22 protein-coding genes are annotated in these 26618 nt (G+C 42.3%); 18 read left to right on the forward strand and 4 right to left on the reverse strand.

Going from position 1 to position 26618, the window contains the following annotated elements; all coding sequences use genetic code 11:
- Positions 1–75 precede the first annotated feature (75 nt).
- From V7783_RS13070 to V7783_RS13125, 12 genes are all read left to right on the forward strand, one after another.
- Positions 76–1968: an alpha-amylase family glycosyl hydrolase gene (locus V7783_RS13070; protein WP_335679091.1), complete on the forward strand. Its 1893-nt coding sequence runs from the start codon at positions 76–78 to the stop codon at positions 1966–1968.
- Positions 1958–3445, forward strand: a complete 1488-nt coding sequence (locus V7783_RS13075) for an MFS transporter (protein WP_335679092.1) — start codon at positions 1958–1960, stop codon at positions 3443–3445. The genes V7783_RS13070 and V7783_RS13075 overlap by 11 nt, the downstream gene beginning before the upstream one ends.
- Before the next feature lie 42 nt (positions 3446–3487).
- Positions 3488–5896, forward strand: coding sequence for a glycoside hydrolase family 15 protein (locus tag V7783_RS13080; RefSeq protein ID WP_335679093.1), 2409 nt, complete (start codon positions 3488–3490; stop codon positions 5894–5896).
- Between the two features lie 72 nt (positions 5897–5968).
- Positions 5969–7684 (forward strand): alpha-amylase family glycosyl hydrolase, encoded by a 1716-nt coding sequence (locus V7783_RS13085; RefSeq protein WP_335679094.1) that lies wholly within the window; start codon positions 5969–5971, stop codon positions 7682–7684.
- Between the two features lie 326 nt (positions 7685–8010).
- Positions 8011–8520 (forward strand): hypothetical protein, encoded by a 510-nt coding sequence (locus V7783_RS13090; RefSeq protein ID WP_335679095.1) that lies wholly within the window; start codon positions 8011–8013, stop codon positions 8518–8520.
- A 15-nt stretch (positions 8521–8535) separates the two neighbouring features.
- Positions 8536–8724 (forward strand): hypothetical protein, encoded by a 189-nt coding sequence (locus V7783_RS13095; RefSeq protein ID WP_335679096.1) that lies wholly within the window; start codon positions 8536–8538, stop codon positions 8722–8724.
- Positions 8725–8773: 49 nt separating this feature from the next.
- Entirely contained in the window at positions 8774–9658 is an 885-nt protein-coding gene (locus V7783_RS13100) for a hypothetical protein (protein WP_335679097.1), read from the forward strand.
- 108 nt (positions 9659–9766) lie between these two features.
- Positions 9767–10312 (forward strand): AAA family ATPase, encoded by a 546-nt coding sequence (locus V7783_RS13105; RefSeq protein WP_335679098.1) that lies wholly within the window; start codon positions 9767–9769, stop codon positions 10310–10312.
- 555 nt (positions 10313–10867) lie between these two features.
- Positions 10868–11341, forward strand: a complete 474-nt coding sequence (locus V7783_RS13110) for a hypothetical protein (protein WP_335679099.1) — start codon at positions 10868–10870, stop codon at positions 11339–11341.
- 185 nt (positions 11342–11526) lie between these two features.
- Positions 11527–11937, forward strand: a complete 411-nt coding sequence (locus V7783_RS13115) for a hypothetical protein (RefSeq protein WP_335679100.1) — start codon at positions 11527–11529, stop codon at positions 11935–11937.
- A 74-nt stretch (positions 11938–12011) separates the two neighbouring features.
- Entirely contained in the window at positions 12012–12428 is a 417-nt protein-coding gene (locus tag V7783_RS13120) for a hypothetical protein (RefSeq protein WP_335679101.1), read from the forward strand.
- 93 nt (positions 12429–12521) lie between these two features.
- Positions 12522–13286 carry a fumarylacetoacetate hydrolase family protein gene (locus V7783_RS13125; protein WP_335679102.1) on the forward strand — a complete coding sequence of 255 codons (765 nt, stop codon included), beginning with the start codon at positions 12522–12524 and terminating at the stop codon, positions 13284–13286.
- A gap of 37 nt (positions 13287–13323) precedes the next feature.
- Here the strand turns inward: V7783_RS13125 and V7783_RS13130 are convergent, their stop codons facing one another.
- Positions 13324–14343, reverse strand: a complete 1020-nt coding sequence (locus V7783_RS13130; RefSeq protein WP_335679103.1) for a LacI family DNA-binding transcriptional regulator — start codon at positions 14341–14343, stop codon at positions 13324–13326.
- Between the two features lie 329 nt (positions 14344–14672).
- On the opposite strand from V7783_RS13130, the gene glk reads away from it, so the two are divergent.
- The 6 genes from glk (at position 14673) to V7783_RS13160 (ending at position 22056) form a co-directional block, all read left to right on the forward strand.
- A complete protein-coding gene (glk, locus tag V7783_RS13135; RefSeq protein WP_192541366.1) occupies positions 14673–15671 on the forward strand; it encodes a glucokinase in 999 nt (332 codons plus the stop codon).
- Positions 15672–15706: 35 nt separating this feature from the next.
- Positions 15707–16720: a LacI family DNA-binding transcriptional regulator gene (locus V7783_RS13140; RefSeq protein WP_192541367.1), complete on the forward strand. Its 1014-nt coding sequence runs from the start codon at positions 15707–15709 to the stop codon at positions 16718–16720.
- A 566-nt stretch (positions 16721–17286) separates the two neighbouring features.
- Positions 17287–19137 (forward strand): phosphogluconate dehydratase, encoded by a 1851-nt coding sequence (edd, locus tag V7783_RS13145; RefSeq protein WP_192541368.1) that lies wholly within the window; start codon positions 17287–17289, stop codon positions 19135–19137.
- A gap of 34 nt (positions 19138–19171) precedes the next feature.
- Positions 19172–19792, forward strand: coding sequence for a bifunctional 4-hydroxy-2-oxoglutarate aldolase/2-dehydro-3-deoxy-phosphogluconate aldolase (eda, locus tag V7783_RS13150; RefSeq protein ID WP_064667122.1), 621 nt, complete (start codon positions 19172–19174; stop codon positions 19790–19792).
- 17 nt (positions 19793–19809) lie between these two features.
- Complete coding sequence (gap, locus tag V7783_RS13155; RefSeq protein WP_335679104.1) at positions 19810–20814, forward strand: type I glyceraldehyde-3-phosphate dehydrogenase; 1005 nt, start codon at positions 19810–19812, stop codon at positions 20812–20814.
- A 117-nt stretch (positions 20815–20931) separates the two neighbouring features.
- Complete coding sequence (locus V7783_RS13160; RefSeq protein ID WP_335679105.1) at positions 20932–22056, forward strand: sterol desaturase family protein; 1125 nt, start codon at positions 20932–20934, stop codon at positions 22054–22056.
- An 89-nt stretch (positions 22057–22145) separates the two neighbouring features.
- Here V7783_RS13160 and V7783_RS13165 read toward each other — a convergent pair whose 3' ends face one another.
- The 3 genes from V7783_RS13165 to V7783_RS13175 form a co-directional block, all read right to left on the reverse strand.
- The gene (locus V7783_RS13165) at positions 22146–23426 is read right to left on the reverse strand and encodes a leucine-rich repeat-containing protein kinase family protein (RefSeq protein ID WP_335679106.1); all 1281 of its coding nucleotides are present in this window, start codon (positions 23424–23426) and stop codon (positions 22146–22148) included.
- A gap of 82 nt (positions 23427–23508) precedes the next feature.
- On the reverse strand, positions 23509–24222 hold the full coding sequence (locus V7783_RS13170; RefSeq protein ID WP_335679107.1) for a YebC/PmpR family DNA-binding transcriptional regulator: 714 nt from the start codon (positions 24220–24222) through the stop codon (positions 23509–23511).
- Between the two features lie 255 nt (positions 24223–24477).
- Positions 24478–26556, reverse strand: a complete 2079-nt coding sequence (locus V7783_RS13175; protein ID WP_335679108.1) for a M13 family metallopeptidase — start codon at positions 26554–26556, stop codon at positions 24478–24480.
- Positions 26557–26618 lie beyond the last annotated feature (62 nt).

Genomic DNA, 26618 nt, shown 5'->3' on the forward strand with positions numbered 1-26618 from the left:
AGTGGCTGTTCACTTTAGTATTAAATTTATAATAAAAATGACGTTTTATTAAAACGTCTAGCAAGTATGAGTATTATGACAACAAACAACACAACATTAAGCACACTCAAATATGGCTCATTGATATTAGCCAGCAGCTTATTTCTGGGAGCGTGCTCAGAAGAGCCAACGGTTAATGATCAGGAGCAAGCAACGCAACAGCAAACCACAGTGCATTCAAAGCCCGTAGTGTACCAAGTATTCACTCGTTTATTTGGTAATACCCAGACAACCAATATACCGTGGGGAACCAAAGAGCAAAATGGCGTCGGCAGATTCAGCGATTTTAACGATACTGCGTTAACAGGGATCAAAGAGCTTGGTACAACTCACATTTGGTATACAGGTGTGCTTCATCACGCGCTGGTGGGGGATTACAGCCAATATGGTATAAGCCAAGACGATCCTGATGTTGTCAAAGGCCGTGCAGGCTCTCCTTATGCTATTAAAGACTACTACGATGTAAACCCCGATTTAGCAATCAACCCTGAGCGTCGCCTTGAAGAATTTACTGCGCTGATTGAACGTACCCATAAGCATGGTATGAAAGTAGTCATTGATATTGTGCCAAATCATGTGGCACGCCATTATAAATCTACCGCTAAACCTATGGGAGTGAAAGATTTTGGTGAGCAAGACGACACTAGCCTTGAGTATGCCCGCGATAACAACTTTTACTACGTTACTGGGCAGTCATTTCAAGTACCAACCAGTGAAAATTACCAAGTACTTGGCGGTAATACCCACCCACTTGCCGATAACTTATTTGATGAAACCCCAGCCAAGTGGACCGGCAATGGTGCCCGTGCTGCCAAGCCCGATATGAACGACTGGTACGAAACAGTTAAAGTTAATTACGGCGTAAAACCCGACGGTAGTTACGATTTTCCAACGCTACCTGCCGATTACGCAAATAAAGATTTACGTGAGCACTTTGAATTTTGGCAAGACAAAGACCTACCTAACAGCTGGTATAAATTCCGTGATATCGCCCTTTATTGGTTAGACAAAGGGGTTGATGGTTTTCGCTATGATATGGCGGAAATGGTGCCGGTGGAGTTTTGGAGCTTTTTAAATTCATCAATCAAAATGCACAGCCCTGAAGCATTCTTATTAGCGGAAGTGTATAACCCAGATTTATACCGCCCTTATATCCAGCAAGGTAAAATGGACTATCTATACGATAAAGTCGGCTTTTACGATACTTTAAAAGGCGTGATGCAAGGCAAGCAAGCCGCGGCGAGTATTTTTACACCTCAAAACGAGGTTGCTAATATTGAGCAGCACATGCTGCACTTTTTAGAAAACCACGACGAGCAACGTATCGCCAGTCCTGACTTTGCCGGTAATGCAGCAAAAGGTAAGCCTGCGCTGGTGGTATCCAACTTGATAAGCCGTTCACCAACACTGTTATATTTTGGCCAAGATGTAGGTGAAGATGGCTCTGAAAATGCCGGTTTTGGTCAACCGACTCGCACCAGTATATTTGATTACATTGGCGTCCCTGCACACCAAGCGTGGATGAACAACGGCAAGTTTGATGGCGGCGCATTAACGGCCGAGCAAACTCAGTTACGCGACTATTACAAAGCAGTTATGGCATTGAGTAAACACCCCGCTGTTGTTGCCGGTGACATGCAACCGCTCACGGTGACAGGGAGTGACCAAGTGGCCGCGTTTAGCCGCAGTATTGGCCAACAACACATTTGGGTTGTTAGTAACTTTGCAGAGCAAGCGGTGACAATAGACATTGCTGTGCCATTAACTTCATTACAACCACTCAATGCAAGCAAGGTTCAATTACTTGATTTACTAGAAGCACATCAAAACGCCTTTATTAGCATCAACGAACACGGCGCACAAATCAGTTTAACGTTAAATGCGCTTAGCAGTGCAGTATTGACCACTGGAGCACATAATGAAAAATAACAAACCGACCTTAAGCTTTTGGCAAATATGGAACATGTGCTTTGGTTTCTTAGGTATTCAATTTGGTTTTGCACTGCAAAACGGTAACGTTAGCCGTATATTTCAAACGTTAGGTGCAAATATTGATGACATTCCCATCTTATGGGTTGCAGCACCACTTACAGGTTTAATCGTACAGCCAATTATTGGTTACTGGAGCGATAAAACGTGGGGCAAATTGGGGCGCCGTAGACCGTTCTTTTTATATGGCGCAATTTTAACCACGTTAGCGTTATTTATCATGCCTAACTCACCAACACTGTGGATAGCTGCGGGAATGCTGTGGATCATGGACGCCTCTATCAACGTCACCATGGAACCGTTTCGAGCATTGGTCAGCGATAATTTGCCAACTAAACAGCGTGCAACCGGCTACGCCATGCAAAGCTTTTTTATTGGTGTGAGCTCGGTGGTTGCCTCAGCATTACCGTGGATGATGACCAACTGGTTTGATATTTCTAATATTGCCCCGGTTGGGCAAATTCCAGAGTCTGTAAAATTCTCCTTTTACTTTGGTGCCGTTGTCTTACTTGTTGCGGTATTTTGGACTGTGTTTACCACCAAAGAATATTCACCAGAGCAGCTTGAGCAATTTAATGATCATGTTGAGCAAGCATCTGTAACAACAACCAGTAAACAAGTTAACTTTAACAAAGGTGGGGCAATATTCACTGTGCTTGGTCTCGCTATCTTACTAATTGTATTAAGCCTTTCTCTTGAAAAAGAGCTTTACTTACTTGCTGCTGGCTTAACCAGTTTTGGCATCATCCAATTTATTGCAGGCCAGTTACAACGACAAAACAAAACTAATAATGGCTTTTATCAAGTGGTGAATGATGTGTTCATTATGCCAGAGGCCATGAAGCAGCTTGCTTGGGTGCAGTTTTTTAGTTGGTTTACGTTATTTGCGATGTGGATCTATACCACCTCAGCGGTAACCAGTTTTCATTATGGCAGTAGCGATACCAGTTCGGCTGCTTACAATGATGGCGCTGATTGGGTGGGTATTTTATTCGCCGCCTATAACGGTTTTGCGGCATTGGCAGCATTGTGTATCCCGATCATCGTAAAGCGTGTGGGATTAAAATTAGCCCATGCCATAAACCTTGTATTAGGGGCTTTAGGTTTGGCGAGTTTTATATTTATCAACGATCCTAGCTTATTAATTTGGCCAATGATTGGCGTGGGCTTTGCGTGGGCGTCTATTTTATCACTGCCTTATGCGATGCTGAGTTCATCGGTGCCGAGTAAAAAAATGGGTGTGTATATGGGGATCTTTAACTTTTTTATTGTGATCCCGCAATTACTTGCCGCTAGTGTACTTGGGCTAATATTACGCCACTTTTTTGATAATCAACCAATTTATGCATTAGTGCTGGGTGCGGTGTCGTTTTTACTCGCAGCCGTTGCGGTACTGCGCGTCAAACACACGCAGTAAAACGAGTCGTTAGCTAAAAACAAATAGATTAAAGGGTTTAAAATGAATAAATACAACATCATCACCACAAGTTTATTAATGCTTGGCTTAACAGCCTGTAGCTCTGAGCAAGCCTTAACCGAAACAGCTAAAGTAACACAACAACTTACGGCACCGGGCGCGCCAGGCGCTGAACCATTTTGGGCTTACTCAGGTAAAACCGGTATTGGTACATCTTACGAGCAATATGAAAACGGTCATTACAGCGATAATGCGCCAACGGGCGCAGTGTCAAAAGTATGGTTCTCAATTGCGAAAGGCATGATCACCGAAACCATGTTTGGGCTTATTCACCAAGCGCAAATTAAGGACATGCAGTTTGTTGTGGTAGGTCAAGACTTTACCGTAACAGAAGCCGACGACCTTGATGTAACAATTGACTACTTATACAAAGATGAGGCAGGGCGTCCACTGTCACTGGCTTACAAAGTAACAAGCAGTGACAAGCAAGGTCGCTTTAGCCTAGAAAAACACATATTTACTGACCCAGACGGCCAAACCTTATTTGTTCGCAGTATTTTTAATACTGAGCTTGAGGGTGTTAAAGCCTACGTAACGGTTAACCCTTACATCAATAATAACGGCCTTGATGATTTTGCTAAAACCACTGAGCAAGGGCTAGTAGCATGGCAAGGCGATAGTTACTTATCGCTACAAGGTGCAAAACCGTTTAAACAAACCAGTGTTGGTTTTACTGGTAAGAGCGATGGTTTAAGCGAGCTTAAAGCAACTCAGCAATTAGCAACCGTGTATAAAAATACCGGTGAGCAATCAGGTAACGTAAGTTTACTTGCCGAGTTGGGTGAGATTGGCAAAAACAGCCAGTTTGATTTAACCCTGAGTTTTGGTAACAACCAGCAAGCAAGTTTTAAAGAAGGTAAAGCGAGTTTAGCCCGCGGTTATCAGCACGTACTTGATAACTACAACGGCAAAGGCGAGGCATTGGGCTGGCAAGATTATTTACAAAGCCTTGCACCGCTTAATACCATGACTGCACAAACAGCCGATAATGGAAAATTACTTTACACCAGTGCCATGGTGCTAAAAGCGCAAGAAGACAAAACTCATGCCGGTGCGTTAATCGCGTCGCTTTCAAACCCATGGGGCGAAACGGTGTCGGCTAAAACAGGCTCTACCGGTTATAAAGCCGTATGGGTACGTGACTTTTACCAAGTGGCGATGGCATTTATGGCCATGGGCGATACCCACACTGCAAAAACCGCATTCGAATACCTTGAAAAAGTACAAGTGAACAGTAAAACGCCGGGTAATAATGGCGATACAGGCTGGTTTTTACAAAAAACGCATGTTGATGGCGAGCTTGAGTGGGTAGGCGTGCAGCTTGATCAAACCGCGATGCCGATTATGCTAGCGTGGAAGCTTCACCAAGCAGGTGTATTAACTGATGGCGAGCTCACAGATTGGTATGGGCGTATGTTAAAGCCCGCGGCTGATTTTTTAGTGGACGGCGGCCTTGCTAAAATTTTATGGAACGACATACAAATAACACCACCGGCCACACAACAAGAGCGCTGGGAAGAGCAAGAGGGTTATTCACCGTCAACCAGCGCAGCGGTTATAGCGGGTTTAATTACCGCCGCCGACATTGCCAAAATGGCGGGTGATGAGGCCAATGCTAAGCGCTACCTTGCAACCGCAAAAAGCTATAATGCCGACATTGAAAACACCATGTTTACAACCCAAGGCAACCTTGACTCAAAAGCAAGCGACGGCGAATATTTCATTCGTATTGGCCAAGATAAAGACGCCAATTCAAACACTAAAATTAGTGCCAATAATGGCCGTGAAGGCTTTAATAAAAAGCAAATTCTCGATGGCGGCTTTTTAGAGCTAGTACGTTATGGCGTACGCGATGCACTTGCCCCTAGCATTGTTAAAACCTTACCTGAGTATGATGATCAAAGCTTAGAAGATAACTTGCAAGTGCATTACACATTTGAGTTTGCCGACGGCTCAGGCACTTTCTCAGGCTATCGCCGCTATGGTAACGACGGTTACGGTGAAGACGAAGTAACGGGCGCAAACTACGCTGAAGGCGGCATAAAAACCCCAGGGCAACGTGGGCGAGTATGGCCGTTTTTTACCGGCGAGCGAGGTCATTATGAAATTGCCGCCGCTAATGCCACAAATAGCTTCGATGCCACTAAGCAAAACGCCATCAAAAACACCTATGTAAAAGGTATGGAAACATTTGCTAACCAAGGGTTTATGCTACCAGAGCAAGTATGGGATGGCGTAGGGGTTAACAAAGCAGGATATAAGCTAGGCGAGGGCACCAACTCAGCCACACCACTGGCGTGGACCCATGCTGAATACATCAAACTACTTCGTTCATTACACGACAAGCAAGTGTGGGATCATTACCCCGTGGTTGAACACGCACTGCAATAACCTTTTCTAGCAAATGACTAGCCGTAGTCACATACGGCTAGGTGCATTTATTAAAATAATAACGGAGATGAAATGAAAACCTTTACCTTGAGTGCGTTGGCCCTCGCTTTAATGTTAACGGGCTGCCAGAGCGCACCTACAACTAACACACAAAATACTAATACAGCCGCTACGGCGCAAATCAGTGCCGAACAACACGCCACGCCATGGTGGCAAAGTGCGATATTTTATCAAATTTGGCCACGCAGCTTTTATGACAGCGACGGTGATGGCCATGGCGATTTTAACGGCATGACCAAAAAATTGCCGTATTTACAAGAGTTAGGTGTCAATGCTTTATGGTTGACCCCCATGTTTGAAGCGCCATCTTACCATGGTTACGACTTTACTGAGTTTTACCAAGTAGAAAGCGACTACGGTAGCATGGCAGAATTTGAAGCCTTTATACAAGCCGCTGACGACAAAGGCATGAAGGTGGTACTTGATTTAGTGATTAACCATATTTCAAGTGAGCACCCATGGTTTAAACGCTCTGCAAACGGCGAGCGCCCTTACAGTGACTACTTTGTGTGGCGTGACGACTTGCCAAAAGCGGGCAGTGGCTGGGGCCACGCATGGAGCGATAACGACAAGCCAGATGCGGTATGGCATTGGAGTGAAACCCGTCAGCAATATTACTATGGCGCATTTGGTGCCAGCCAACCTGATTTAAATTTACGCCACCCCGACGTGATTGCCGAAATGGAAAAAATGGCCAAGTTTTGGCTCGATAAAGGCGTAGCAGGCTTTAGATTAGACGCAGTACGCTTTGCCATGGAAAGCGGCGGCAATGCGCAAGCCGACACCGATGAAACCATTGCTTACTGGCAGCACTTTAATCAGTATGTAAAAAGTGTTGATCCAGACGCGTACTTAGTCGGTGAAGCATGGGCCGATATTCCTGTTGCAGCAAAATATTACGGCGATGGCAAAGGGCTCGATCAAGGTTTTGACTTTGAAGTGGGCTATAAAATCCTTGGCTTATTAAAGCCTGATGCCAGTGGCGAAGCGCAATTTGGCACTATGCAGTCTAACCAGCAAAAAAATACGGTTGATGCCAATGTGTTAAAACAAAACTTACAACAGCGTATTGACTCGAGCGCACCACTTGACTTTTTTGCGCCGTTTTTAACCAATCACGACCAAGAGCGAGTGGCTTATCAGCTAGCAGAGCATGACGACAAGGCAAAGCTTGCCGCCGCCATGTTATTTAGCTCACCGGGCACCCCTTATATTTACTACGGTGAAGAAATTGGCTTAACACAAGGTGGCACAGGTCACGACGTTTATAAACGCGCGCCAATGCAATGGAATAACAGCAATCAAGCCGGCTTTACCACAGCTAAAAACAGTTGGGTTGAACAAAGTGAATTGTTTGGTGATGATTTTGCAAGCTGGTGGCCAGCATTTTTAGCCGAGCAACTTGCAGCAGCAGATCGCAGCGTAGCCGCCCAGCAAGCACAGCCAGACTCTATTTGGCAGCTATATAAATTATTAATCGCGCAGAAAAAACAGCGCCCAGAGCTCGGCATTAAAGGCAGTTATGCGTTAACCCAACACAACAACGGCCTGGTTGAAATAACCCGTGAGTTAAACGGCAGTAAAAGTGTGTTCGTGCTTAATTTAAGTGCTAACCCACAAACGATTGCTAACATTGCTCGAGACGGTTTAACCGCTAACTGGCAACATGACCTCAATGGCGAACAACTCGCAGCTTATGGTTTGTTGTTACTAAACAACACACTGTAAATAAAATCCACCCATTGGGGCTAACATACGTAAGCCCCTTTTGGTGAAAAAGGCTAATCATATTACCCCACAGTTGTAGCGCATTTTAATGTCATTACCAATATAAAGCACTGTATAAGTATACCGTCTAGTTGTTTTGCTCCCATTTTCAAGAAAATGAGCGACGAGCGCATTTTCTCTTTTCTGAATATCTTTAGTACCAATAAAAAATTATAGTTGGCAATGCATTAAGTTATTTGTTAAGAATAGATTTATTATATACATGAGCGTGGCATCGGCAGAAAGATGCGCGGCGCGCTTACTATAAAATGTTATATGGAGTAGCAATGGCTCAACGAAGTTTTGATGCATTCAAATTATGGAAAGACGCTCAGCTAAAGTTTGATTACTACATGGTGGGCTTAATTGCAGCTGTATTTACATACACCGCAAGTAAATTTATACCTCAAAAAATAGCTTTCTCTCAGAACTCTTTCGAGCTATTAGCTGTTGTATTTTTGGCTATATCTTTCTATCTAGGACTCAAACGGTTAGAAATTGATTTAGTCATTCAAACAATTTCTTTAAAAAAAACTGAAAATACAGAAATGCTTCATGTTGCTCGCCAAAATGTATTATCTGGCGGCTCTCAGAATTTAGATGATGGTACATACATTTCAGTTGAAGAAGCTGAGAAAAGGGCAATTGAGTGTCAAGAGATCAAAGCTAAATTAGATGAAGCGCTTAAAGTCCAAGCCAAGAAAAGTGAAAAACTGTTTAAATTTAGAAACCGAGCATTGGCTATTGCTCTGTTTCTTATTGTATTTTCAAAGGTTCTGGGTGTTTACTTCATATAACAAGTCAATAATGGCATGGACGCAAAAGGAGGAAAAATAGGAAGGAGGAAAAATAGGACAGGCACATTTCTTTTTCCTATCAATGCCCATTGCATTGACGGTGAAATCGACATTGAAAACCAATTTCACGAGTTTGTTGCGGATAAACCAGCCTGGTTGAAAATTGGTGATAACGCTCAGCAATTTGAAGCACACCCAAACTAAAGAGCGAAAATAAACAAGGTGGTACTGGATAATGTTTAAGGAATATCGGATGAAGTATGTGTGGCTATCTGTGGCGCTTTTGCTGTCTGCGTCGGCTCTGGCAGTAGATAATAACGCTCAGCAAGGCTTACCCTTGTTAGCAGGACCTTATCTTGGCCAGGTACCGCCAGGTTTAACACCGAAGAAATTTGCCCCGGGTTATGTTTCAACCCGGCATCGCGACTTTAGCGGCTCGTTCACGCCAGATTTAACCGAGTTCTACTTCTCCAGAAGGGACGTGGATACGCAACAGTGGTGGTTAATGCGTTTTAAACTTGAGAATAACCAGTGGCAAGAGTCGGTGATTGGCCCCAGAATCGGCCGACCGATACTGTCACCAGATGGCAATACCCTGCATTTGGGTAACAAATACAGGGAACGCACCGCGGATGGCTGGTCAGAGGTAAAAAGCCTTGGTCCGATGTTTGACCGGGAAGATTGGGGCATTATGCGCCTGTCAGCAGCGGCCGATGGTACCTATATATTTGATGATTACAAAAGCAATGATGTGCTCAGAATCTCTGAGGTTAAAAACGGCCAGCGCCAGGCGCCGAGATTGCTGGCCGATCATATTAATTCTGGCAAGTGGACTGCCCATCCGTTTATCGCTCCTGATGAGTCTTACATTATCTGGGATAGTGAGAAAGAACAGGGATTTGGTGATACGGATCTGTATATCAGCTTTCGCCAGCCGGATGGTGCATGGGGTAGTGCAATAAACTTAGGCGATAGCATTAACACTGATGGAACAGAAGCGAGTGGCTATGTATCTCCAGACGGTAAATATCTTTTCTTTAACCGAAAACCCGTTCGGGATACAGACGGCACACAACCTGAAGGCGATATTTACTGGGTGGATTCGCAGGTTATAGAAATGCTCAGGCCCAAACAATAATCCATATAACAATCGAAGTAAGAGCGACGCCAAAAGCGGCGCGCCTTCTTCGGGCGTTAGTTTGCACTCAGGTTTCGTATTCAAATTTAAGTATGGAAGTTAAATATAATGAAAGTAGTGGCTATTAGTGGTGTTTCAGGTTGTGGTAAAACTTCAGTCATAAAACAACTATCTAAAACTCTCAGTTGCCCTTATATATTATTTGACGATCATACGGATGAAAATACTTACCCAAATGATATGAATCTTTGGTTTCAAAATGGCGCGGACTTATCAAATATAGAAACACCCCGTTTAATTAATAAGTTACGTACAATTAAAACGGAATGTGCGGAGGAATATCTTTTTATCGAAGAGCCATTTGGTCGGTGTCGCGAGTCTATTTCAATGTTAATTGATTATGTCGTTTTATTAGATATGCCAATGGAAGTTTGTTTGTCACGTGTAATTATGCGAAATATTCAACATCCGTCATGCGATTCATTAAATTCTATTCCTAATTACCTTTCCATGTACGATGATCACTTCCGAGAAATCTACATCGGTACAACTAATCAAGTTAGAAAAAGTAGTGATCTAATAATTCACGATGTAGATTCGATTGAATCAACAGCAAAATCAATTAGTAACTGGTTAAAAAGTAATGCAAACTAATCGGGTAGCCGGAGATCTCCTCCAACCCCCACACCACCCATCATGCGATTTTTATTAACAGAAAGTGCAATGGGCGGTTCATCTCCCGTAATGAATATTGATCCAAATATCTCTCAATGACACTAAACCTTGTGACGCTAAATAGTCATTGCCTAGCGCAATGTTAATTCCCTTTGTTTTTGAGCATCGACAAGGGCCTTCGCTTCCAAGCGCCTACTTTTGGTGCTGGTGATACCACAGGCTATGGCGAGTCGTTCGCTAACACCCAATTTCATTAAACTGCGTAGTTTGGTGCGAAAGAAAAATAGGACAGGCACATTTGATCAAATTAAAAGGCCTTAAAGCTGAGTTAAATGCACTCAAATAAAGCTAATCGGGTAGCTGCAGCTCTCCAGCTTTCATGTTACCCATAATTCATTGTTTTTTAAAAGCATCATATATCAAATTCGAAAATCACTAAACAATTGAATCAAAATAGGAACTAGGCTATTGTTTGTGAAGAACCTCAAATAGCGAGTAACTATCTGAACTCGTCATATGTTTATGGAATATGGAATGTTACAGCAAATTGAACAATGGATTGATCAGACAAACCTTAAGCACCAAGAACAAAGGGTCGCTTGCTCTAAATTTTTTGACGAGTTTAAAGGTTTTTACTCTTTGGAATTTTTACAACAGGCGTATTTTGTAATTGTTGATGAAATCCCAAAGCCTCATTTTCCAGAGTTACGACACCTTGGGTTAGGTGACTTCATCGATATGGATGTAAATGGAATTACATATAAAAACACTTACTACGTTGTTCCTCATTTAGCATCTAATTTACGTCTACATTTTCATGAACTTGTTCATGTTGCGCAGTGGGAGATTCTAGGCGCAATTGCCTTTATGGAACGTTACATAACAGAAATCCGCACTAAAGGTTACTATGATGCGCCTTTGGAAAAAATGGCATACGCTTTTGACTCTCACTTTGTAAATGGTGGTGATAAAATTGACGTCCCCCATTTTATAGCGCAAAAAATATAATAAACGTCTTAATGAACTCTCTTAGCGATTCTTCTTGTGGTGATTCAATGAAACCAGATAGCACGTTGGCTAATAAACTTAGCTGAATAGCGATGACACCAAGATTACCCTCGCAGTGCAAAATTATAAATTTACTGGGCTGTTAAAATATGTTCCTAAGAAATCTACTTATTGGACTAACAATTGTGTTCGCTTGGTTACCAGCTACCTTTCTGATGATTATTGGTGGACTTTATTTCGTAACAAGTTTTGTCACTATTTTCTTTGTACCACTTAGTTTTACTTTGCAATGGTTGTTACCACTGGTTGGCGGTTTTTTGGGGTATTTAGCTCTGACTTCTTTAAGTTGGGGGGTGAATATAGCGCTAAAGAAAAGGTTAATATTTTTAATTCTAGGCGTAGTTTCCTTGCTCTATGTATATTGGTTGAGCTGCAATTATCAAGGGGAAATTGTTAGCTTAAGTTTAAGCTGGTATAAGTTATTTATAATTGGAGGACCACTATTTTTTAGTGTTATCCATATCCTCCTTCACCTTTTATGGTTGAAAAATCAACTGCCAGTAAAAATGTTAGATGACTCTGAGCGGATTACATAGAATATGTTGGTTGAGTAAGCATAGCTTAATTAGCTAAATTTAGACTGGTGCAGCTGTTTTCAAGGATGATATTTATGTCGATAATTACCAAAATTGCTTTATGTAGTGTTGCGATCGCAATGACGATGGCATGTTTAGGTTTTGTTATGGGTGGTAGTACTATTTTAAGCGCTATTGGCACTTCAATCGTTTTATCTATTCCGATACTACTGCCATTTATAGTGTTGTATATCATGGATATGAAATGTAAAAATCCAATAGAGCCGTTGTTTTACTGGCTCGTACTAGGCTCATTTGTTGCCCCTGTGATGTTGCACCTTGGTTGGAACTACATGATGTTAACAGACATCATGGCAACAGGTTCATTGGGAGCAGGACAAGGGTACTGGTTGTTAATAAATCTTTTTGGTGGTTTTAAAGCTTTAATTGTAGGGGCTGCTATTGGTGCTATTTGTCATCTTATTTTTAGCGCTTTTTTCAATGAGAGATAGTAAATTAGCTGCAATTTCACTTTCGTTTACTGTATAAACGTGAACGGATAGTTTATTGCAGGGTGCCGTAGCCCAGCTCACATAGAGAATAATATGGATAATTCAACTCACATACAGGCAATTGCACGTCATTTTATAGCGCAAAGAGACACCGCTGGTGCGCAATCAGATTTACCAACTGGCTTATCATTAACCTGCCTTGAAGAGAGCCTTGGGGTACAACAATTCATGGTCGCACTTAATAATCATCAGGTTTTCGGTTGGAAGTGCTTACTGCCTTTAGATGATGGTTCGATTATTTTAGCGCCACTGTTAAGCAAACCTCACTCATTTACGCAAACCTGCCAATTGTATACGCAAAATAATAAAGCGCGTGTTGAACCTGAAATTGCATTTGTATTGGGCCAGGATTTACCCGCCAGAGAATCTTATAGCGATGAACAGATAAACACAGCTGTGGGTAATACCTATATGGCACTTGAGTTGATCCAGAATCGTTTTACTGATGATTACCAGCCAACGCATTTTGAAAAATTAGCCGATGGATTATTTAATCAAGGTATTGTTATCGGCCCTGAAATCAATAAAGCGGATGCTTTTACTGCAGAACAAATAGAGCTGTCCATCACACAGAATGCTCACAGTAATACACAGGTTGGTAAACACCCGTGTGGACTTGCGCAAGCGCCACTATATTGGGCTGTGAATTATCTTACGCAGTTAGGTGTAGACATAAAAGCAGGGCAGGTATTTATTACGGGATCTTACTGCGGGGTACTTGATTTAGATACAGATACCAATACCGCAATTTCATATACAGGGCTTGGTGAGTACAGTATTACATTTTCGGCTCGTTAGAAATATGTGGTGAGGGTTTTTGGCTCAACACGCAATACTAAACACTTGAGCCGCGAATGATCAACGATGGTGGTAGTAGGGTGTTTTCAACGACTTCACCACGGATCAATTTTAGTAAATTATCAACCAGCATTTGCCCTGCGAGGGTGGTATCTTGTTGCACTGTGGTCAGTGGCGGGTTAGTAAAACTGGCAACGGCAATGTTGTCGAATCCCACAACATGAACATCATCGGGTACTTTTATACCGGCTTCTTTGAGTGCCCGTATAGCACCAATGGCGATTAAGTCACTGGCGGCAAATAATGAATTAAAGTGAATGTTGTTGGCAATTAATGAACGAGTGGCATGGTAGCCCGATTCTTCGGTGGAAATGGCGTTGGCCATTTTACGTTCATTCAGGGTAATGCCGTGCTGATTAAATTCGTCTTTAAATCCTTGATAGCGAGCAAAAAACTCTGGGCTATGCTCTGACGCATCACCTATAAAGGCGCAGTCTTTTCTATTGGCACGTAATAAATGTGCTGCCGCAAGTTTGCCGCCACCGTAGTTATCACAACTTACGGTCAGATCAGGGCGGTTATCTACACTTGCTCCCCAACACACAAATTTGGTGTTTTGCTCAATTAAGCTGCTAAATTTAGCTTGATAATCTACATAATCACCGTAACCAAGTAATATAATGCCATCGGCACGATGACTGTCTTCGTAATCGGCTTGCCAATCGGCACTAGTTGATTGAAAAGATACAAGCAGATCATAACCTTGTGCAGCACATGCACGGGTAATACTACCAAGCATGGCCAAAAAGAATGGGTTTATTTGTGATTCATCGGCTGTTGGATCTTCAAACAATAACAAAGCCAATGTACTACTTTGTTGAGTTCGTAAGTTACTGGCGTTTTTATCAACTTTATAATTAAGTTGTTTGGCTACCTCAAAAACACGCTTGCGGGTTTCTTCATTAACCAATGGACTGTTACGCAAAGCGCGCGAAACAGTAGACTGCGATACCCCTGCATAGTGGGCAATGTCAAACGATGTAGCTTTACCTTTCATACACAACCTAATTGCTTTAAGTAAATAAAGTGCAAATAACTCGTGCCATTCTCGTTTATTTGCTGATTTTTACAAGCTATTTATCAGTAATCTAAAATTTTTATTGATCCAACCCTGACACCGGTGTCATAATGTCGACGTTTTATCATTTTGTTGTCAAAACGTATTGGCTGCTCATTTAGTTGGGCAGCATTTTTTTATACTAGAGTAACTGCTTTGGGGTGATAGCTCAAAGTTTATCTCATGGCGATGGCAAGACCATTGAAATTACAATAATAAGCTCGGTTATAGCTAAGTATCTAAACCGCTTAGACAAAAGAGAAAACACGATGAACTCCAAGCCAAATTCACAATTCGATCCTATTTTAGTGGCCGACATCGGCGGCACGAATGCCCGTTTTGCTTTAATTACTGCCTTTAACTTAGAAAAAAAACAATTTGTTATTGAGCATAATATTACCTTTCCAAGCGCCAATTTTGGCTCGTTGGAAGGGGCGCTGACGCATTATTTGTCGCAAGTTAGCCATATTCAACCTCGTCGCGCGTGTTTAGCCGTAGCGGGACCAATAAAAGCTGGCCAAGTACATTTGACTAATTTAGGTTGGCACTTTAGCGTGGCACAAGTAAAAGCTGAATTTGATTTAGCGCAACTTGAAGTGATCAACGATTTTGCTGCATTTGCTTATGCAGCGCCGTATTTAGATCCACAACAAAACATTGCAGTTAAAGCCGGACAAGCCGATACTGATGCGAATATTGCTGTAATGGGCCCCGGCACCGGTTTTGGTGCTGCTTGTTTAGTACGTACAACTCAAGCAAGTGCTGTGTTGAGTTGCGAAGCTGGGCATATCACGCTTGCAGCAGTAAATGAACTAGATACTCAATTGATCACTCAGTTACGTAAGCAGTTACCGCATGTATCGGTAGAAACGGTGTTTTCAGGGCCAGGTATTGCTCATTTATATCAAGCAATGGCTGCTGTAAAAGGTGTTGAAGCTAAAAATTTAACGGCTGCGCAAATTAGCGAACTAGCAAATAGCGGTGAATGTGATCTTTGTGATGCGACCTTAAACCAATTTTGTGATTGGATAGGGAGTGTAGCAGGGGATCTCGCACTTGCATTTGGTGCGCTTGGTGGCATGTATATTGGTGGCGGTATTTTACCGCGTATGCAAGCTCGTTTACTTGCGGGTCGTTTTGTTGAGCGTTTTAGTGCTAAAGGGATCATGTCGCAATATGTGAGCCAAATACCTGTGACGCTCGTCACACAAGATAATATTCCACTTATTGGTGCTGCGGCCTGTTTGCACGTCAATGAGCAGTCATAATACATCGCTCATAGGGATGTTATTGGGAAGGTTGGATGAAGAAAGTTACTATAAATAGTGTTGCAGGTTATGCTGGGGTGTCTAAAAAAACCGTATCACGGGTTTTAAATAATGAACCCAATGTGAGTGATGCAACCCGCGAAAAAGTGCTCAAAGTGTTTAAAGAGCTCGATTACACTCCTAATCCTATTGCGCGCGGTTTGGCACAAAATCGTAGTTTTATTATTGGTTGTATTTACGATAACCCGAGTAAAAGTTATATCACCCGGGTACAAACCGGGGCGCTTGCTGCGTGCCAACAAAACAATTATAACTTGTTGATCCACCCATGTGATCTGCGTGGTGATGCGTTGATCAGTAATATCGAACATTTACTGCAATCTTCTCGTCTTGATGGCTTGGTATTAACGCCGCCGTTTTCAGATTTTAAGGTATTAGTCGATTTTCTCAAAAGTAAAAAAATTCCTTACGCCCGTGTTGCATCCGCGGTACTTGAAGATGATTCAATTTCAGTACGTAGTAACGATGAGCAAGGGGCTTTTGAGATCACTGAGCACTTAATTAACTTGGGCCATAAGGCGATTGCCTTCATTAAAGGTCACCCTGATCACAGTGCCACTGAACAGCGTTTCAAAGGGTATCGCCGTGCATTAAGTACCCATGGTATAGAATTTAACGAGCGCTTGGTTGAAGAGGGTAACTTTAGTTATCACTCGGGTGTAGACAGTGCGCGTAGCATTTTAGACTTAACTCCACGCCCTACTGCAGTTTTTGCGTCAAACGACTACATGGCCGCTGCGGTGCTTAAACTGGCAACACAACGGCAGTTAAAAGTACCGGATGATATTTCGATTGCAGGTTTTGATAACGCGCCAATTGCACGCCATATTTGGCCTGGCTTGACGACTATTGCACAGCCAGTTGAGGAGATGACTCAGCAAGCGGTTAATAAACTTATTGAGCATATTGGCGATCCGCAAGAGCAGCCATATCAAGTTACGCTGGAAGCGCGCTTGATCACCCGTGAGTCCACTGCACAAATTAAGTAGCCTTAATTTGTAAAGGTACCAATTTTCACAGTTGCCCGAGTTTGAGTGACGCTTACTCGGGCATTTTTTTACCTTTTTTTCAGCGCTTAGTTTCCTCAGTAAATAATTTAACTCATTTTGTGAATATATCAGTTAGCTTGATTACATCAGTAATTTATTTTTAGCTAAACATTGATAACTACTTTTAACGGCTTCAATACACTTGCTATTATCTCTGCTTTAAAATTAATTCATTAATATCAATTGTTTAATGTGTTTTTGTTAACGCTGTTTTAGTCCTTGTAAAAATAGCTTATTGGCAAAAGTACGATAACGGCTGAAAAATTAATTGTGGTCATTATTTGGTCATTTAAAAAAATTAAACTAAATTTATATGATAAGGTTGACACCGGTGTCACAGTCGTGCGTTAATACAGTGACACCGGTGTCAGGTTGATTGTGAGAGACAACTTGGCAACGTATACCTTTGAACGGGTAAATCAAAGATGCTCAGTGCAAGTTCATTCGTGGAGTATGCACTTGCCACTGAGCCTTTATCCTCTAACCATAGAGATGGGTCGAATTTTATGTTGCATCCTCGTATTCAAGAAGTCACCGAACGCGTTATCGAACGCAGTAAAGCTACTCGCCAAGCCTATTTAGAACGCATTAATCATGCAAAAAAACAAACAAGAGTTCGTTCTGGTTTAGGTTGCGGTAATATTGCTCACGTAATGGCTGCCTGCAGCAGCGATGATAAAGCACGTTTAAAAGCTGATGAGCAGCCAAACTTAGCAATTATCAATTCATACAACGATATGCTATCTGCACACGTGCCTTACAAAGATTACCCTGATTTAATTAAAGACATTGCTACAAAATACGATGCCACTGCCCAAGTCGCAGGTGGTGTACCAGCGATGTGTGATGGTGTTACCCAAGGCCGTGATGGCATGGAGTTATCGCTTTTTTCTCGAGATGTTATTGCTATGTCTACGGCAATTTCGTTATCACACGATGTGTTTGATGGCGTATTCTGTTTAGGCGTGTGTGACAAAATTGTCCCTGGTTTATTAATTGGCGCATTATCATTTGGTCATTTACCGGTTGCGTTTTTACCAGCAGGGCCAATGCAATCAGGTATTCCTAATAAAGAAAAAGCGCGAGTTCGTCAAAAGTTTGCCCAAGGTTTAGTAAGCCGTGAGGAACTTTTAGAGGCTGAAAGTGCGTCTTATCACAGTGCCGGTACCTGTACTTTTTACGGTACTGCAAACTCAAACCAAATGCTTATGGAAATAATGGGCTTACACCTTCCTGGTAGCTCGTTTATTAACCCATACACTGAGTTACGTGATGGTTTAACCGGTAATGCGGTAGAAACCATGCTTAAACAGCTGATCCAAAGTAAAGATGCGAATTGTTTAGCAGATGTCGTAACTGAAAAAACCATTATTAATGGTTTAGTTGGTTTGCTTTCAACGGGTGGCTCTACTAACCATGCTATCCACTTGGTTGCTATTGCTAAAGCAGCAGGTATTGAGCTGACGTGGAAAGACATGTCGGATTTATCAGAAGTGGTGCCATTACTTACACGTATTTACCCTAACGGCTCGGCAGATGTTAATCATTTCCAAGCAGCTGGTGGTATGGGCTTTTTAATGAAGCAACTGGTTGGTGCTGGTTTCTTACATAATGACGTTAAAACCATTGTTGGTGAAGGTCTTGAAGCATATACCCAAGAGCCTCGTTTAGATACTGATAATAACTTGATCATCACTGATTCAAACGGCCCAAGTAAAGTTAAGTGGGTGCCGTGTCCTGAAAAGTCATTAGATGAAGAAGTACTTCGTCCAATAGATAATCCATTCAGCAAGCAAGGCGGCTTACAGTTACTTACAGGTAATTTAGGTAAGGCAGTGATCAAAGTGTCAGCTGTTGCAATCGAACACCAAGTGGTAACAGCACCTGCAAAAGTATTTAGTTCACAAAGTGCATTGCAAGAAGCGTATACACGTGGTGAGTTAAACCAAGATTTCATTGCGGTACTAAAAGAGCAAGGCCCGAAAGCCAAAGGCATGCCTGAGTTACATAAGCTAACGCCAGTGATGGCAACCTTACAAGATGAAGGTTTTAAAGTCGCCATTGTGACTGACGGTCGTATGTCAGGCGCTTCAGGTAAAGTACCTGCAGCAATTCACTTAGCGCCAGAGGCGGTTGAAGGTGGCATTATCGCTAAAATCCATGAAGGTGATTTAGTTACGCTTGATGCGCCAGCAGGTATTTTAAAATTACACGTAAGTGATGAAGAATTAGCAAAGCGTGAATTACAACTTAGCGTACCTAGCTTAACGTTTGGCACAGGCCGTGAGTTGTTCACCGGATTTAGAAACATTGTTAGTAGCGCAGACTTAGGCGCTAGTGCGTTTGGAATAGAATAATAATTAGCCATTCACAGGGTAATGAGGACATACAATGAGCATAGAAAAAATCTTAGCATCGGCACCGGTCGTGCCAGTGGTGGTGATTGATAATTTAGAAGATGCCGCGCCGCTTGCAAGAGCACTTTATAACGGTGGCTTAAAAGCGTTAGAAATTACACTGCGCACGCCAATTGCTGCAGCAGCCGTAAAACTAATGAAAGCCGAAGTACCAGAGGCTTATGTAGGCACAGGTACCGTTGTTGATAAAGCAAGCTTTGAGGCTTCGGTTGCGGCAGGTGCTGACTTTATGGTCAGCCCAGGTGTAAATGATGAGCTGTTAGCTCTTGCTAAAGAGACTGATATTCCATTTTTACCAGGTGCCGCGACGCCTAGTGAAGTGATGAAGTTAGCAAGTCATGGTTTTAAGTTTTTAAAGTTCTTCCCAGCCGAAGCTGCGGGTGGCACTGCAATGCTTAAATCGATAGGCGGGCCATTACCGCAGGTTACGTTTTGTCCAACTGGCGGTATTAGCTTAGCAACTGCACCGAGCTACTTAGCACTGAGTAATGTGATCTGTGTTGGTGGTACTTGGATGCTCGATAAAAAATTGATTGAAAACAAAGACTGGCAAGCCATTGAAGCGCTTGCTCGCCAAGCAAGTGAAATTAAATAATTAAGGGGAGTTTTTAAATGATTAATGTAGCAATTAATGGCTATGGCCGTATCGGTCGCAATGTATTACGCGCGCTTTATGAGTCTGCACAAAATAACGAGATCAAAATTGTGGCAATTAACGATTTAGCACCCGCTAATGTTAATGCTCATTTAACACAATATGATTCAGTGCATGGTCAATTTTCTCATAAAGTAACGCTTGCTGATAACACTATGTTGATTGGTGACGACGTTATTACTCTTACCCAAGAGCGTGATCCTGCTAACCTACCATGGAAAGCATTAAACGTTGATATCGTTTTAGAATGTACGGGTTTTTTCACAAAGCGCGAAGATGCAGCTAAGCACATTACAGCAGGCGCGAAAAAAGTAATCGTATCAGCCCCTGGTACTGATTTAGATGCAACGGTTGTACATGGCGTAAATGACGGCGTGATCAATGCAGACAGTAACATTATTTCAAATGCGTCATGTACGACTAACTGTTTAGCCCCAATTGCAAAGGCAATTAACGATACAGTTGGTATCGAGCAAGGTAGCATGACGACTATTCATGCTTACACAAATGACCAAAACTTGTCAGATGTGTATCACCCAGATCTATACCGTGCGCGTAGTGCAACACAGTCTATGATCCCAACTAAAACAGGTGCTGCAGCAGCCGTTGGTTTAGTATTACCAGAGCTTGCGGGTAAACTTGACGGTATGTCAGTGCGTGTACCGACAATTAACGTATCGTTAGTTGATTTTACCTTTATCACTAAGCGTGATACAACAACTGAAGAAATCAACGAAATAATTAAAGCTGCATCTGTTGGCTCAATGAAAGAAATCTTAGAATACAACGAGCTACCGCTTGTTTCTATCGACTTCAATCATAACCCAGCGTCGTCAATCTTTGATGGCACGCAAACTAAAGCTAATGGCAAACTTGTTAAAGTAATGGCTTGGTATGATAACGAATGGGGTTTCTCAAACCGCATGTTAGACCAAGTTAAGACACTCGGTCAGTATTTATAATTAAGCATGTAAAAGTTTAGCTTTATCCAACAAAGCCGCGTAAATCGCGGCTTTTTTGCGTCTAGTAATTGGTAACGAATATGCTATTCTAGCAAAAAATTGAACAAGGATAATTCAATGCTAAGTCATTTACCCCGTCGCGTATTTCGCACTAATCACCTGCAAATAGGTGAAGGAAATATCAGCGGTTACATTGCATGCTTTTTAGCCATGCTTTCATGTTTAGGTGTGCTTGCCTTTCACTTCCCTGAGTATCTTACTACTCCTGAATTAAGACAAAATTACAGTGTCGAGTTTTTGCGACAGTTGATGTTCGCTGCACTGTTAATAGCTGGAAGCTTAGGTTTACTTAATTTTGTGCGCAATAAAAATAAACGCTTGGGTGCGACGGCATGGTTTTTTATTGTGTTGGCGATCACCTTTGGTGGTCCGAATGTAAAGGTGAATGACTTTGCCGATAACACGCCCTATATTGGCCTAGATTGGTTTATTTTAGATTTGTTAGGCTCAACGTTAATCTTTATTTTAATCGAGAAATTATTACCTCACCGCAAACAGCAAAAAATATTGCGCAGTGAATGGCGAGGGGACTTAAACCACTTCTTTGTGAATCACCTTATTATTGGCTTTGTATTATTAGTGACAAATCACTTTGTCCATTATGGCTTTGGCTGGGCAGTATCAAGCACCATACAGAGTTATATCAATCAGCTGCCGTTTATTTTACAACTGGTGTTAATCATTTTAGTGGCTGATCTGATGCAGTATTTTGTGCATCGTGCTTATCACGAAGTGCCTTTTTTATGGCGTTTTCATGGTATACACCACAGTGCCAAAGAAATGGATTGGCTAGCGGGATCGCGTCAGCATATTTTAGAAATATTAGTAACGCGTAGCTTAGTGCTAACACCCATTTTTGTTTTGGGCTTTTCACAGCAAGTGATCAGTTTATATGTGATCATCGTTGGCTTTCAGGCGGTGTTTAATCACGCCAATGTGCAGGTTAAATTCGGTTGGTTAAAGTATGTATTAGTGACACCACAGTTTCATCACTGGCATCACTCATCTGATAAAGCAGCCATTGATCGTAACTATGCCGCACACTTTTCGTTTTTAGATTATCTGCTAGGAACGGCTGTTAAAGGCCAAAAAGAGTGGCCTGAAGCCTACGGCGTAGTGGGGGATTACGTACCAACGGGTATGTTAAAGCAGCAACTATTTCCGTTTAAAAAACAAAAGTAGCTTATTTTAAGTCCCATTTTCGTGATAAATCACGACCTACAGTTGGCTCAGTGTTTAGTTATAGGCTGGGCTTTAGCCCAAAGCACGGCCTAAAGGTTTAGGTCGTGCTTTAAAATATCAAATGACGGGCGCTGTGACATATCAGTATTCATACACTGTTGTGCAAGTGTTATTAACGATGTTTTATCGCGCGTATTGTCAGCGCATACACTCAATAAATCATCGATTAAACAACCAATTGCGCGCACTTCAATACGCTGCATTTGCAGGCGTTGATAGCCAGTGAGTGAGTCCAAGTTTGTTGCCGCACCAAAGTCCCCAAACAAGACGGTATATTCATCATTTATCATAGTGTTGTGTGCATAGACATCGCCATGACTTACATTATTAGCATGTAAGTGGGCAAGGGTGCTGACCATCTGCTTAGCAATGTGTTTAATGGCGTGTGTAGTAAATTGCGTGTGCTCGGCAAAGGTATCACGGGTACAAGTATCAAGTGATGGAGGCAAGCCGAGGTTTTGATAGTTTTTGCTGATCAGCTCCATAACCAGACCAAGTTGCTCTGGGTTGTTGATATAGGCGAGTACTTTTATTAGATTTTCATGAATGCCTGCTTGTAAGCAACAGTTTACTTCATCAAGTGGATAACCATCGCTGGTGATCGCGCCTTTAAAAAGTTTTAACGCTACTTCTTGCCCTTGCCAGTTCGCTAAATGAATAACCCCTGAGGCACCTTCACCAATTTGCTCTTCAAGAGAAAACTCACTGAGTTGTACTTGCGCTAATGCTACATTGTGTAAGCTCTGTGCTTTATTAAAGTCATTGCCTGCGAACGCCAGCCAGCTGAGCTTTGGTAACTCAAACAACCAATCATCAACAGTGGTTAAGTTATTTGCAGATAAACGCACAAGTTCAAGCGCTTGGCACTGCTGCATGCTGTGTGGCAAAGTCGTTAGTCGGTTGCCAGCAAGGGCCAGTTTACGCAGTTGGGTAAGTTCACCAAAAGACTCTGGCAATTGGGTAATATGGTTGTCAGTTAAAATTAACCATTGTGTCGAAAGCGGTAAACAATGCTCAGCAAATTCACTAATTTGATTGCCTTTGAATGCTATCATTATAAGCGCAGGGCACTTTGCTAATACTGGCGGAATATGCACAAACTGATTAAACGATAAAAACACCCGTTTTAGTTTTTTTAGGCTGGCAAATTCATCGGGTAAATCTTTGAGGTTATTATTTGATAAATCGAGAACTTCAAGGGTATCTGCAAGAGTAAAAATCTCTTCTGGGAATGTGTCTAGCTGCTGAACTAATTGTAAGCGTTTTGCCCCAACTAATTGGCCACTGCGAAGCTGTTCAAGGGTATTCAAAATTCAATTCCGTTTATTTTTATGTTTTAAAAATTAAAAAGGCCAATCGAGTTGGCCTTTTTTCAAGTATTAATAAATACAATTAAAACTGTGCGTTATGGTACACGTTTTGTACGTCGTCACAATCTTCTAGCATGGCTAAAAAGCGTTCCATTACTTCAACGTCTTCGCCTTCAATTGGGGCTTCAATTTGTGGCACAAATGAGATCAAATCTTCATCGAATTCAGTTATACCCATTTCTTCAAGTGCTGTACGGGTATTGTTGTATTCAGTGTGCGGTGCGAATACGGTTACTTTACCTGCTTCTACTTCTACGTCTGTTACATCAACGTCAGCCATCATTAGGGCTTCGAGTACCGCTTCGTCGTCGTCACCATCAAATACAAAAATTGCAAGGTGATCAAATAAATGAGAAACCGAGTTTTGTGCGCCAATTTTAGCATTTGCTTTGGTAAAACATACGCGAACATCAGCAAAGGTGCGTTTGTTGTTGTCAGTTAAGCAATCAACAATGATCATGCAGTTACCAGGGCCGTAGCCTTCGTAGCGCGTTGCTGAATAATCTTCACCACCGCCGCCTTTGGCTTTATCAATTGCGCGGTCTATTACGTGTGCTGGTACTTGGTCTTTCTTTGCGCGTTCAATTAAGCGACGTAGTGATAGGTTTCCATCTGGATCAACACCGCCATTTTTAGCACAAATATAAATCTCTTTACCGTACTTTGAGTAAACTTTAGTTTTAGCACCCGCAGTTTTAGCCATTGAATCTTTTTTGTTTTGGTAAGCTCTTCCCATCTGCGTTTCGCCTTAAATATTTTTAAATGTGTAAATTTTCTAGTGCCGTATTCTATACCCAAACTACCCCAAGATGCGAGCGTCGTTGGAATTAAAAGCGATTTAGACAGGTTGTTGCATGATTTTAAGTAGGGTAGCGTTAGTAGATATTAAATTTGTGAATTGAAGCATGTGCCCTAGGACTAGGCGAGCTTTAGCAAAACAAAAAACAACCCGCCGTGGCGAGTTGTTTTTTTATTCGAATGTACGGGAGTATTACCAAATACGTACGCGTTGATCTTCTGGTAGATACAAAGCATCGCCTGGTTGTACATTGAATGCTTTGTACCATGCGTCGTGGTTACGTGGTGCTTGTGCTCTAAAACGACCTGGAGCATGGGTGCCGCCACGTAGCTGATTTAGCATGCTTTGCTCAGTGCGTTTTTCTTTCCACACTTGTGCCCACGCGAGGAAGAAGCGTTGATCGCCTGTTAGGCCATCGATAACAGGGGCTTCTTTACCATTTAAGCTCAACTTATACGCGTGATAAGCCATAGATAAACCACCTACATCGCCGATGTTTTCGCCTAAGCTGTTACGGCCATTAACGAAGTTACCAGGGATGGGTTCATATTTACTGTATTGCTCAGCAAGTTGGTCGGCTTTGGCATCAAATGCAGCGCGATCCGCATCAGTCCACCAGTTGCGTTGCACGCCGTTGGCATCTGATTTAGAACCTTGATCATCAAAACCATGGCCCATTTCATGACCAATTACAGCGCCAATACCGCCGTAGTTTACAGCTGCATCTGCATTTGGATCGAAAAATGGTGGTTGTAAAATAGCAGCAGGGAACACAATTTCGTTAAACGAACTGTTGTAGTAAGCATTAACGCGTTGTGGTGTCATACCCCAACGGTTGCGATCCGTTTTTTCAAGCTCTTTAGCAACACTGTCGGCTTGGAAAAATTCGCGAGTATTTTTAATATTTGCCATCAAATCGTTTTTGCTGATAGTCAAGCCATCGAATGATTGCCATACATCTGGGTAGCCAATTTTTGGCACAAACGCAGCTAATTTAGCACGAGCATTGACTTTAGTTTCAGCGCCCATCCAATCTAGGTTATCAATACGCTCACCGAGTGCTGTGCGCAGGTTTTCAACCAATTCTGACATTTGTTGTTTTGATGATTCAGGGAAATAGCGTGCTACATACACTTTACCGATAGCAAAACCCAAAGAGTTAGTGCTCGACATTTGGCTAATTGCACGTTTCCAACGAGGGCGTGGCTCTTGCTGACCATTGAGCTCTTTACCGTAAAACGCAAAGTTAGTATTGAATACTTCTTCAGATAGCAGCTCGGCATTAGAGCTAAGTGCATGGTAGGTTAAGTAGTCTTTCCAGACTGCTAGGTCTTCTTGATTGATAAGCTCAATCATGGCTTTGATTGGCTCAGGTTGTGAGACGTTTAGCTGTGGTACTTGATAGCCTGTTTGCGCAAAGTATAGATCCCAGTTAAAACCTGGGTATGCGTCGTTTAGTTCACTGCGCTTAAGTTGGTTTAATGTTAGGTCGCGGTTACGGCGTTTTTCACGAGGCCAATGACCTTGTGCAATTTTAGTCTCAAGAGCTAAGATTGCTTGTGCACGTTCAGTGGTATTGTCTACGCCTGCTAATTCAAGCATTTGTGCAATATGTGCAACGTATGCGCTACGGGTTTTTTCAAAGCGCTCTGAATCTTCAAGGTAGTAAGAGCGATCGGGTAAACCTAAACCACCTGCACCTAATGACATTTCGTATTTATTAGGGTCAAGGCGGTTAAACCACATGCCACCGCCAATCGGTGAATTAACACCGCTAAGCCAAGCTTGGCCAAATAGTTTAGTCAGATCATCGGTTGATGATACGTCGCTGATCTCAGTCAATAATGGTTTGAGAGGCGCAATACCTAACTTATTAAGTGTTTCGGTGTCCATATAGGCGTTGTAAAAATCAGCAATCAATTGTTCTTCTGCATTAAGATCATCACGAGCTGCTATTTCTTCAATGATTTCTTTAACGCGTTCTTCACTGCGCTCTGCCAAGCCAGAAAATGCACCATAGCGGGTTTTGTCAGCTGGCATCACGTAGTTATCATACCAAGTACCACTGGCGTACATAAAAAAGTCATCGCCTGGTTTTACTGCTTCATTACGGGCCGTTAAATCTACGCCAAAGCTACCTAATTCAGGTTTTTCAGTAGCTGTGGTTGCTTCAACGGCTGTTTTTGGTGCAGGTGTCTCTGATGTTTCAGGCTTTGAACAGCCTGCTAAAAATGTGGCAGCGAGTGTTGCTGCAATAAGTGTTTTTTTCATTGGGTTACCCTGAATGTTATTTTTATCGATGTTTTTATATTTCTCACTTTGATTGTTATAGA

It is taken from the genome of Pseudoalteromonas sp. (assembly GCF_036960685.1).
Taxonomy (GTDB): Bacteria; Pseudomonadota; Gammaproteobacteria; order Enterobacterales; family Alteromonadaceae; genus Pseudoalteromonas.

What these genes read in the sequence shown, in the direction of transcription:
- V7783_RS13105 (WP_335679098.1), top strand. Translation starts at nt 9,767, where the DNA reads ATGAAAGTAGTGGCTATTAGTGGTGTTTCAGGTTGTGGTAAAACTTCA.
- V7783_RS13075 (WP_335679092.1), top strand. Translation starts at nt 1,958, where the DNA reads ATGAAAAATAACAAACCGACCTTAAGCTTTTGGCAAATATGGAACATG.
- V7783_RS13170 (WP_335679107.1), bottom strand. Translation starts at nt 24,222, where the DNA reads ATGGGAAGAGCTTACCAAAACAAAAAAGATTCAATGGCTAAAACTGCG.
- V7783_RS13110 (WP_335679099.1), top strand. Translation starts at nt 10,868, where the DNA reads ATGTTACAGCAAATTGAACAATGGATTGATCAGACAAACCTTAAGCAC.
- eda (WP_064667122.1), top strand. Translation starts at nt 19,172, where the DNA reads ATGAGCATAGAAAAAATCTTAGCATCGGCACCGGTCGTGCCAGTGGTG.
- V7783_RS13085 (WP_335679094.1), top strand. Translation starts at nt 5,969, where the DNA reads ATGAAAACCTTTACCTTGAGTGCGTTGGCCCTCGCTTTAATGTTAACG.
- V7783_RS13125 (WP_335679102.1), top strand. Translation starts at nt 12,522, where the DNA reads ATGGATAATTCAACTCACATACAGGCAATTGCACGTCATTTTATAGCG.
- V7783_RS13140 (WP_192541367.1), top strand. Translation starts at nt 15,707, where the DNA reads ATGAAGAAAGTTACTATAAATAGTGTTGCAGGTTATGCTGGGGTGTCT.
- V7783_RS13080 (WP_335679093.1), top strand. Translation starts at nt 3,488, where the DNA reads ATGAATAAATACAACATCATCACCACAAGTTTATTAATGCTTGGCTTA.
- V7783_RS13120 (WP_335679101.1), top strand. Translation starts at nt 12,012, where the DNA reads ATGTCGATAATTACCAAAATTGCTTTATGTAGTGTTGCGATCGCAATG.
- gap (WP_335679104.1), top strand. Translation starts at nt 19,810, where the DNA reads ATGATTAATGTAGCAATTAATGGCTATGGCCGTATCGGTCGCAATGTA.
- V7783_RS13175 (WP_335679108.1), bottom strand. Translation starts at nt 26,556, where the DNA reads ATGAAAAAAACACTTATTGCAGCAACACTCGCTGCCACATTTTTAGCA.
- V7783_RS13070 (WP_335679091.1), top strand. Translation starts at nt 76, where the DNA reads ATGACAACAAACAACACAACATTAAGCACACTCAAATATGGCTCATTG.
- glk (WP_192541366.1), top strand. Translation starts at nt 14,673, where the DNA reads ATGAACTCCAAGCCAAATTCACAATTCGATCCTATTTTAGTGGCCGAC.
- V7783_RS13130 (WP_335679103.1), bottom strand. Translation starts at nt 14,343, where the DNA reads ATGAAAGGTAAAGCTACATCGTTTGACATTGCCCACTATGCAGGGGTA.
- V7783_RS13100 (WP_335679097.1), top strand. Translation starts at nt 8,774, where the DNA reads ATGAAGTATGTGTGGCTATCTGTGGCGCTTTTGCTGTCTGCGTCGGCT.
- V7783_RS13090 (WP_335679095.1), top strand. Translation starts at nt 8,011, where the DNA reads ATGGCTCAACGAAGTTTTGATGCATTCAAATTATGGAAAGACGCTCAG.
- edd (WP_192541368.1), top strand. Translation starts at nt 17,287, where the DNA reads ATGTTGCATCCTCGTATTCAAGAAGTCACCGAACGCGTTATCGAACGC.
- V7783_RS13160 (WP_335679105.1), top strand. Translation starts at nt 20,932, where the DNA reads ATGCTAAGTCATTTACCCCGTCGCGTATTTCGCACTAATCACCTGCAA.
- V7783_RS13095 (WP_335679096.1), top strand. Translation starts at nt 8,536, where the DNA reads ATGGACGCAAAAGGAGGAAAAATAGGAAGGAGGAAAAATAGGACAGGC.